The organism is Psychrobacter sp. APC 3426, assembly GCF_030408035.1.
Taxonomy (GTDB): domain Bacteria; phylum Pseudomonadota; class Gammaproteobacteria; order Pseudomonadales; family Moraxellaceae; genus Psychrobacter.
On sequence record NZ_JASDCF010000067.1, the window covers coordinates 1 to 718 of the forward strand.

Consider the following 718-nt stretch of genomic DNA (forward strand, 5'->3'; position numbering starts at 1 on the left):
TGTACTACCTGATCAAACCTAAGCTTATAGATGCGGGTATTAAACTAGGACGAGATGGCTTCTTTGATTACTTACGGACAAATGACTTACTGGTGAAACCCAAACGTAGCTATACTAAGACGACTAACAGTAAGCACTGGCTCAAGAAACATCCTAATTTGTTAAAGGATAATCAAAACCAACCTTTCATGCCAGAGCAAGTACTCGTGGCAGACATCACCTACGTAAAGTCTGGTGAGGGTACTCACTATTTATCACTGGTGACAGATGCTTATTCAAGACATATTATGGGCTATCATTTAAGTGAGGATATGAGAGCTTGCAGTGTGGTCAAAGCATTAAAGATGGTGCAGTCTAACCGCTGCTATGATCATACTGCTATTCATCATTCAGACAGAGGGCTACAGTACTGCTCCGAGCTATACCAAGAGGCGCTACAGGCCTATAAAATAGTTCCATCAATGACGGATGGCTATGATTGCTACCAAAATGCCTTGGCTGAAAGAATCAATGGCATACTAAAGTATGAGTTCCTGCTGTACGAGTGTAATACCTTTAACGAATTGAAAGTACTGATTAAAGAGTCTATTCATATCTATAATGAGAGGCGACCGCATTTGAGTTTAAATATGCTAACACCGAACCAAGTCCATAGAAATATAGGATATAACTCTCAAAGAAAAAGTCAGATACTTGCAGTATCTGACTTCTCATAAAC

At 39.7% G+C, this 718-nt stretch carries 1 protein-coding gene; it reads left to right on the forward strand.

The genetic code is table 11. The features are described from left to right. Positions 1-716 (forward strand): IS3 family transposase (locus QL919_RS14120; RefSeq protein ID WP_290190099.1); only part of this gene is annotated, 716 nt, incomplete at its 5' end. Positions 717-718 lie beyond the last annotated feature (2 nt).